The sequence below is a fragment of the Mizugakiibacter sp. genome, assembly GCF_039680435.1.
Classification (GTDB): Bacteria; Pseudomonadota; Gammaproteobacteria; order Xanthomonadales; family Rhodanobacteraceae; genus Mizugakiibacter.
The window spans coordinates 1-7,027 of sequence record NZ_JBDKSX010000051.1 but is presented as its reverse complement, the minus strand read 5'-3'; the positions used below and the strand labels follow the sequence as shown (position 1 = coordinate 7,027).

Genomic DNA, 7,027 nt, shown 5'->3' with positions numbered 1-7,027 from the left:
CGCAGTACACCACCGGCAGCTCGATCATGCCGAACAAGCGCAATCCCGACGTGATCGAGTTGATGCGCGCGAGCTACGCCAGCGTAGCGGCGGCGCGCGTCGAGATCGAGTCGCTGCTGTCGCTGCCGAGCGGCTACCAGCGCGACCTGCAGCCGAGCAAGGGCTCGCTGTTCCACGGCTTCCGCCACGGCCTCGGCGCGCTCGAGCTGCTGGCGGACCTGCTGGCGCGCATGCGCTGGAACGAGGGCGCGATGCGCGCGGCGATCGAGCCGGCGATGTACGCCACCGACGCGGCGATCGAGCAGGCCGCGGCCGGCGTGCCGTTCCGCGAGGCCTACCGTCGCGCAGCGGAAACCGCGCAGCAGGCGGGGCAGGGACGTACGCCGGAGGCAAGCCTGGCCGCGCGCGTGTCGCCGGGCGGCGCCGCCGAGCTCGGGCTGGACGTGCTGCGCGCGCGCCTCGACGCCCTCGACGGCGCGCAGTCCGCGTAAGGCGGATTCGCAGCGCCGCGGCGCCTCGCCTCGGGACCGCGTTCGCGGTGGACGGCGGCAGCCGCGTTGCGGCTTCCGCCCTACCCGAAACGGGTGCCGGCGCTTCGCTCAGAAGCTCATGAAGTAGCCGCCGTTCACCGGGATGTTGGCGCCGGTGATGAAGCCGGCGTCGTCGGCGGTGAGGAATTCGACGGTGCGCGCGATGTCGCTGGGTTCGCCGAGGCGGCCGACCGGGATCTGCGCGACGATGCCGGCGCGGATGTCCTCGGGCACCGCCATCACCATCGCCGTGCGGCAGTAGCCGGGCGAGACGCTGTTGACGGTCACGCCTTTCCTCGCCACCTCGCGCGCCAGCGCCATGCTGAAGCCGTGCATGCCGGCCTTGGCCGCGGCGTAGTTGGTCTGGCCGAACTGGCCGGTCTGGCCGTTCACCGAGCTGATGTTGACGATGCGGCCGAAGCCGCGCGCGGTCATGCCGTCGATCACCTGGCGGCTCATGTTGTAGACGCCGTCGAGGTTGACCCGCATCAGCGCGTGCCACTGCTCGGGCGCCATCTTGCGCAGCGAGGCGTCGCGGGTGATGCCGGCGGCGTTGACCAGGATGTCGACGCCACCGTGCGTCGCCTCGACGCGACGCACCAGTTCGGCGCAACTGTTGAAGTCGGCCACGTCGACCGGTTCAAAGTCGATGCGGCCGTCGAACTCGGCCATCTCGGCGCGGAAGGCGTCGATGCGCTCGGCGCGCGCGCCGAGGTCGGCGGCGATCACGCGGCGGCCGGCGCGGGCGAGGAAGCGGCAGATTTCGCTGCCGAGGCCGCCGATGCCGCCGGTGACGACGGCGATGCGGGTAGTCATGCGGGAAGGCTCCTGCAGCGATGCGGCGCGGCAATACATGGTGCGCCGCAACAAACGGCGCGCATGGTAGGAGCGGGTGCGTAGCCTGTCAAACGGGTTCGTGGCGGATCGGGCGGCCGTTCGACGTCCTGCCCGCGGGGCCGGACATCCCTCGGAACGACGGCCAGCATTCCCGCTCGCGCGCGGGGACGGCGACCCGCGTCGCTGCCCTCAACGGGGCTTCTTGGTGTCCTTGCCCGGAGCCGCCTGGCTGGTGGCGGCCTCGAGGAAGCCGCGCTGCAGCGACTTCCAGGCGTCGAGATTGCGCTCGGTCAGCTCGTTGAGCATCGACCAGGGCGTCTGTCCCATCAGGCTGTTCAACTGCGTGCGGAACTGCTGCTGCTGGTCGAGGAACACCTGCAGGCTCTTCTCCAGGTACGGGCCCATGAAGCCCTGCAGCGAATCGCCGTAGAAGCGGATGATCTGCGACAGCAGCCGGGTGGAGAACATCGGCTGGCCGCGCTCCTCGTGCTCGGCGATGATCTGCAGCAGCACCGAGCGCGTCAGCTCCTCGCCGGTCTTGGCATCGCGCACCTCGAATTCCTCGCCGTCCAGCACCAACTGCCGCACCTCCTCCAGCGTGATGTAGCTGGAGATCTCGGTGTCGTACAGCCGCCGGTTGGGATACTTCTTGATGACGCGCGGTTGTGCCATGCGGCAAAACTAGCACGGGGTGCGGCGGCGCACCAGTTCGAAACCGGCACCGCCCAGTTCACGAAAGCGCTGTCGAAGTCGAAGCGTACGGCGCTGGCCCCGTTCGCGCCGCTCGATGCGGCGCGAACGGTTCGGAGCGGAGGCGTCGAATCCCGATGAAAGGCGCTATCCGTCGCCCAAGGCCGAGGCAGGCGCGCCTCACCACCCCATGTAGTGCCCGCCGTTGATGGCGAGGTTCGCTCCGGTGACCCAGCCCGCTTCCTCGCCGGTGAAGAAGGCGACCGCGTGCGCGATCTCGTCCGGCTCGCCGAGCCGCCCCATCGGGATCTGCGCGACGATCTTGGCGCGCACTTCCTCTGGCACGGCCATCACCATGTCGGTGGCGACGTAGCCGGGCGATACGGTGTTGACGGTGATGCCGAGCCGCGCGTTTTCCTGCGCCAGCGAGATGGTGAAGCCGTGCATGCCGGCCTTGGCCGCGGCGTAGTTGGCCTGGCCGTACTGGCCCTTCTGGCCGTTGATCGAGCTGATCTGCACGATGCGCCCCCAGCGCCGCTCGCGCATGCCCTCGATGACCGGGCGGGTGACGTTGAAGCAGGCATTGAGGTTGGTGTTCACCACCTCGGTCCACTGCTGGTAGCTCATTTTGTGGAAGGTGGCGTCGCGGGTGATGCCGGCGTTGTTGATCAGGATGTCGATCGGGCCCAGCTCGCGCTCGACCGCGCGCACCATGGCTTCCGACGCCAGCGGATCGGCGACGTCGCCGGCCGCGATCGTCGCTTCGATGCCCTCGCCGCGCATGCGTGCCTGCCAGGCCAGCGCGCGCGCCTCGTCGCGGTAATTGGTGGCGACGCGATGGCCGAGCCGCGCCAGCTTCCTCACGATCGCCGTGCCGATGCCGCCGCAGCCGCCAGTGACCAGCGCGATACGCTGCCTCATCTGCCGCCCTCCATGTCGAGCCTGTCCGCATTCTAGGCGAGGCCACGGAAAGTGCGAGCAGAGGGAGCCTGCGCGGCCACGCGCATTCGATTGCGTCGCCAGCGCGCTCAGGCGAAGGGGACGCAGGCGGGCAGCGCCGCCCCGTGCGGCGCCGGCAGCGCCCGCGCGTGCGGCAGGCGGGCGAGGTCGAAATCGCGCACCGCCGCGGCCAGCATGGCGGCGACGCCGCTCGCGCCGGCGGCCTCGCCGAAGCCGAGGAAGCCCAGCGCCGCGCGCAGCGCGGGCACGGGATCGCCCGGCTCCACGGCGAGCGCGCCCTCGGACTTGGACAGCTTGCGGCCCTCGGCGTCCAGCGCCAGCGGCAGGTGCAGGTAAGCCGGCGTCGGCAGGCCGAGCAGGCGCTGCAGGTGGATCTGGCGCGGCGTGGAATCCAGCAGGTCGGCGCCGCGCACGACCTCGGTGATGCCCTGCGCGGCGTCGTCCACCGCGACCGCGAGCTGGTAGGCGTACAGGCCCTCGACGCGCCTGACCACGAAGTCGCCGGCGGCCTCGGCCAGCGCCTGCCGCTGCGGCCCCTGCAGGCGGTCCTCGAACGCCACCACGGCGTCGCCGACGCGCAGCCGCCACGCCGGTTCGCGCGCCGGGTCGGGCGGCACCGCGCACGGGCCGCGATGCAGTCCGCCGCGCGCGGCCACCTCGGCGCGCGAGCACCAGCAGGGATAGACGTGGCCGCCGGCGCGCAGGCGCTCGAGGGCGGCGGCGTAGGCGCCGAGCCGCGTGCTCTGGTACAGCGGCGGCTCGTCCGGCGTCATGCCGAACGCGGCCAGTGCTTCGAGGATGGCCGCCGCGGCGCCGGGCACTTCGCGCGGCGGGTCGATGTCCTCGATGCGCAGCAGCCAGGCGCCGCCCTCGCTGCGCGCGCGCAGCCAGCTGCCCAGCGCGGCGACCAGCGAGCCGAAATGCAGGGGCCCGGTAGGCGAGGGGGCGAAGCGGCCGCGGTAGCGCATGCGCCGATCATGCCAGCCGGCACGCTTGAAAGTGGAGCCCTCCGCCCCGAACAATCGGAGGCGGCACGCCCCGTGCCCTCCTCCATGACCGCCCGAGAGACAGCCGTGCTACGCATCGTCCTGTTCGTCGCCACCAACCTCGCCGTCCTGCTGCTGCTGAGCGTCGTCTGCAAGATCTTCGGCGTGGACGCCTGGGCCTACCGCAACGGCATGAGCCTGCAGGGCCTGCTGCTCATGGCCGCCGTGTTCGGCATGGGCGGCGCGTTCATCTCGCTGGCCATCTCCAAGTGGATGGCGAAGATGAGCACCGGCGCGCGCGTCATCGCCGAGCCGCAGAACGCCGCCGAGCGCTGGCTGCTCGATACCGTGCGCCGCCACGCCGACAGCGCCGGCATCGGCATGCCCGAGGTGGCGGTCTACGACGGCCCCGAGATGAACGCCTTCGCCACCGGCATGAGCAAGAACCACGCGCTGGTGGCGGTCAGCAGCGGCCTGCTGCAGAGCATGGACCGCCAGGAAGTGGAGGCGGTGCTCGGCCACGAGATCAGCCACGTCGCCAATGGCGACATGGTCACGCTGACGCTGATCCAGGGCGTGCTGAACACCTTCGTGATCTTCCTTGCCCGCGTGGTCGGCCGCGTGATCGACAGCGCGCTCAGCGGCAACCGCGAGGAGCGCGGCCCGGGCTTCGGCTACTTCATGATCGTGATGGCGCTGGAGCTGGTGTTCGGCCTGGTCGCCTCGATGATCGTGATGTGGTTTTCGCGCTGGCGCGAGTTCCGCGCCGACGCCGGCGGCGCGCGCCTGGCCGGCCGCGGCGCGATGATCGCCGCGCTGGAGCGCCTGGCCGGCAACCGCGGCGAGAGCACGCTGCCGAAGTCGATCCAGGCGTTCGGCATTTCCGGCGGCCTGGCGCGCGGCTTCGCGCGCCTGTTCATGAGCCATCCGCCGCTGGAAGAGCGCATCGCCGCGCTGCGCAGCGCCGCCTGATCCACCCTCGAACCCCCACGCCGCATCCGCGGCGCGGGGCCCGGAGAGCACCCGCATGAACGCGACCGCCGCGGAAACCCGCAAATTCGAAGCCGAAGTCGACCAGGTGCTGCACCTGGTCACCCACGCGCTGTACTCGCACAAGGAGATCTTCCTGCGCGAGCTGATCTCCAACGCCTCCGATGCCTGCGACAAGCTGCGCTTCGAGGCGCTGTCGCGGCCCGAGCTGGCGCAGGACGACGCCGAGCTGCGCATCGAGATCCACTGGGATCCCGAGGCGCGCACGCTGACCGTGCGCGACAACGGCATCGGCATGAGCCGCGAGGAGGTGATCGGCAACATCGGCACGATCGCCCGCTCGGGCACGCGCCGGTTCCTCGAGTCGCTGACCGGCGACGCGCGCCGCGACACGCAGCTGATCGGCCAGTTCGGCGTCGGCTTCTATTCCGCCTTCATCGTCGCCGACAAGGTGACGCTGACCACCCGCCGCGCCGACGCGCCCGCGGCGGAGGGCGTGCGCTGGGAATCGACCGGCAGCGGCGAGTACAGCGTCGAGAGCGTCGAGCAGCCGTGGCGCGGCACTGCGATCACCCTGCACCTGAAGGCGGACGAGGGCGAGTTCCTCGACGGCTGGAAGCTGCGCGAGCTGATCGGCAAGTATTCCGACCACGTCGCCTTTCCGATCCGCCTGCCGAAGCAGAAGGACGGCAAACCCGCCGACGAGCTGGAAACCGTCAACCACGCCTCCGCGCTGTGGACGCGGCCCAAGGCCGAGCTGAAGGACGAGGACTACCAGGCGTTCTACAAGTCGCTCGGCCACGGTTTCGACGACGCGCTGGCGTGGACGCACAACCGCGTCGAGGGCAGCCAGGGCTACACGCTGCTGCTGTACCTGCCGGAGCGGCCGCCGTTCGATGCGATGTTCAACGGCCGCGACGAGCGCAAGGGGCTGAAGCTGTACATCCGCCGCGTGTTCATCATGGACGCCAGCGAGCAGTTGTTGCCGGCGTGGCTGCGCTTCGTGCGCGGCGTGGTCGATTCCGACGACCTGCCGCTGAACGTCAGCCGCGAGCTGCTGCAGCACAACCGCCTGGTCGCGCAGATCCGCGCCGCCTGCGTCAAGCGCACGCTCGACCTGATCGAGCGGCTGGCCAAGGACGATCCCGAGAAATTCAAGACGTTCTACGGGGCGTTCGGCAACACGTTGAAGGAGGGTGTCGCCGACGATCCCGCCCACCGCGAGCGCATCGCCAGGCTGCTGCGCTTCGCCTCCACGCGCAGCGACGGCGCCGAGCGCACGGTGTCGCTGGACGACTACATCGCGCGCATGCCCGCCGGCCAGGAGACGATCTACTACCTCACCGCCGACACCTACGCCGCGGCCAAGGGCAGCCCGCAGCTCGAGGCGCTGCGCGCCAAGGGTATCGAGGTGCTGCTGATGTACGACCGCATCGACGAGTGGATGGTCGGCTACCTCGACAGCTACGCCGGCAAGAAGCTGCGCAACGCGGCCAAGGGCGAGCTCGGCAGCGACGTGTCCGGCGCCGACGCCGAGGCGCGCAAGCAGGCCGAGCGGGAGGCCGAGGGCCTGCTGAAGAAGCTCAAGGACATCCTCGGCGAACGCGTGCGCGAGGTGCGCGTCAGCCAGCGCCTGACCGAGTCGCCGGCCTGCCTCGCGCTGGACGAGTACGAGCTGGCGCCGCACATGCAGCGCCTGCTGCGCGAGGTCGGGCAGGCGGTGCCGGCATCCGCGCCGACCCTCGAGATCAACCCGCGGCACGCGCTGCTGCGGCGCCTGGAAGGCGAGACCGACGCCGCGCGCGCCGAAGACCTCGCGCTGCTGCTGCTGGAACAGGCGCAGGTGGCGGCGGGCGCGCAGCTCGACGACCCCGCGGCGTTCGTGCAGCGCGTCAACCGGGTGCTGCTGGGTGGCGCCACGGCCTGAAACGATGGCCGCCGAACCGGTCGGTGCGGTGCGCGCCGACCTCTGGCTGTGGGCGGCGCGCTTCTTCAGGACGCGCGCGCTGGCCAAACAGGCCATCGCCGGCGGCA

The 7,027-nt window shown here is 70.9% G+C and carries 6 protein-coding genes and 2 pseudogenes; 4 read left to right on the top strand and 4 right to left on the bottom strand.

Features of this window, described 5'->3' with window-relative positions:
- Positions 1 to 491 (top strand): annotated as a pseudogene (locus ABFC67_RS05790) (argininosuccinate lyase); the annotation flags it as partial.
- 108 nt (positions 492 to 599) lie between these two features.
- Here ABFC67_RS05790 and phbB (ABFC67_RS05785) read toward each other — a convergent pair.
- The 4 genes from phbB (ABFC67_RS05785) to gluQRS form a co-directional block, all read right to left on the bottom strand.
- Positions 600 to 1,346, bottom strand: a complete 747-nt coding sequence (gene phbB, locus ABFC67_RS05785; RefSeq protein WP_346737094.1) for an acetoacetyl-CoA reductase — start codon at positions 1,344 to 1,346, stop codon at positions 600 to 602.
- A 210-nt stretch (positions 1,347 to 1,556) separates the two neighbouring features.
- Positions 1,557 to 2,039 carry a polyhydroxyalkanoate synthesis repressor PhaR gene (gene phaR / locus ABFC67_RS05780; RefSeq protein ID WP_346737093.1) on the bottom strand — a complete coding sequence of 161 codons (483 nt, stop codon included), beginning with the start codon at positions 2,037 to 2,039 and terminating at the stop codon, positions 1,557 to 1,559.
- 198 nt (positions 2,040 to 2,237) lie between these two features.
- The gene (gene phbB / locus ABFC67_RS05775) at positions 2,238 to 2,978 is read right to left on the bottom strand and encodes an acetoacetyl-CoA reductase (protein WP_346737092.1); all 741 of its coding nucleotides are present in this window, start codon (positions 2,976 to 2,978) and stop codon (positions 2,238 to 2,240) included.
- A 107-nt stretch (positions 2,979 to 3,085) separates the two neighbouring features.
- Positions 3,086 to 3,985 carry a tRNA glutamyl-Q(34) synthetase GluQRS gene (gene gluQRS, locus ABFC67_RS05770; RefSeq protein ID WP_346737091.1) on the bottom strand — a complete coding sequence of 300 codons (900 nt, stop codon included), beginning with the start codon at positions 3,983 to 3,985 and terminating at the stop codon, positions 3,086 to 3,088.
- Between the two features lie 84 nt (positions 3,986 to 4,069).
- Between gluQRS and htpX the strand changes: the two genes are divergently transcribed.
- The 3 genes and pseudogenes from htpX to ABFC67_RS05755 form a co-directional block, all read left to right on the top strand.
- Positions 4,070 to 4,975, top strand: a complete 906-nt coding sequence (htpX, locus tag ABFC67_RS05765) for a protease HtpX (RefSeq protein WP_346737090.1) — start codon at positions 4,070 to 4,072, stop codon at positions 4,973 to 4,975.
- Positions 4,976 to 5,030: 55 nt separating this feature from the next.
- Positions 5,031 to 6,920, top strand: a complete 1,890-nt coding sequence (gene htpG, locus ABFC67_RS05760) for a molecular chaperone HtpG (protein ID WP_346737089.1) — start codon at positions 5,031 to 5,033, stop codon at positions 6,918 to 6,920.
- 4 nt (positions 6,921 to 6,924) lie between these two features.
- Positions 6,925 to 7,027 (top strand): annotated as a pseudogene (locus tag ABFC67_RS05755) (RNA-binding protein); the annotation flags it as partial.

Bases quoted from the DNA above. Each gene is read 5' to 3' on its own strand.
- phbB (WP_346737094.1), bottom strand. From the start codon at position 1,346: ATGACTACCCGCATCGCCGTCGTCACCGGCGGCATCGGCGGCCTCGGC.
- phaR (WP_346737093.1), bottom strand. From the start codon at position 2,039: ATGGCACAACCGCGCGTCATCAAGAAGTATCCCAACCGGCGGCTGTAC.
- phbB (WP_346737092.1), bottom strand. From the start codon at position 2,978: ATGAGGCAGCGTATCGCGCTGGTCACTGGCGGCTGCGGCGGCATCGGC.
- gluQRS (WP_346737091.1), bottom strand. From the start codon at position 3,985: ATGCGCTACCGCGGCCGCTTCGCCCCCTCGCCTACCGGGCCCCTGCAT.
- htpX (WP_346737090.1), top strand. From the start codon at position 4,070: ATGACCGCCCGAGAGACAGCCGTGCTACGCATCGTCCTGTTCGTCGCC.
- htpG (WP_346737089.1), top strand. From the start codon at position 5,031: ATGAACGCGACCGCCGCGGAAACCCGCAAATTCGAAGCCGAAGTCGAC.